Here is a 255-nt window from a genome sequence, read left to right on the forward strand (position 1 = left end):
TGCGACGAGGCGCACGCTTCCATGCCGATTACACACGGTTCGAGCGTAGCAAAATACCGAAGTACATTCGCGCGTCTGAGCTGTTTGCGTACAACGATTTCGCCTTGCGAATTCACTGCGTGAACCTGCATCACGCTCTTGGCCAGATCCAGTCCAACAGTCGCTATATTCATGATGAACGCTCCTTTGCCGTGGACGTCACGACTTCTCCACTTTGGCATAAACCGCTCGCTGGGTAGCGGGAGTCGTCCATCA

General features: G+C 54.1%; 1 protein-coding gene. It reads left to right on the forward strand.

The window, feature by feature from the left end; all coding sequences use genetic code 11:
* Positions 1–239 (forward strand): hypothetical protein (locus tag VSR82_RS40355; RefSeq protein ID WP_498858959.1); only part of this gene is annotated, 239 nt, incomplete at its 5' end.
* Positions 240–255: the final 16 nt, after the last annotated feature.

Source organism: Burkholderia sp. JPY481, from assembly GCF_038900515.1.
Lineage (GTDB): Bacteria > Pseudomonadota > Gammaproteobacteria > Burkholderiales > Burkholderiaceae > Paraburkholderia > Paraburkholderia youngii.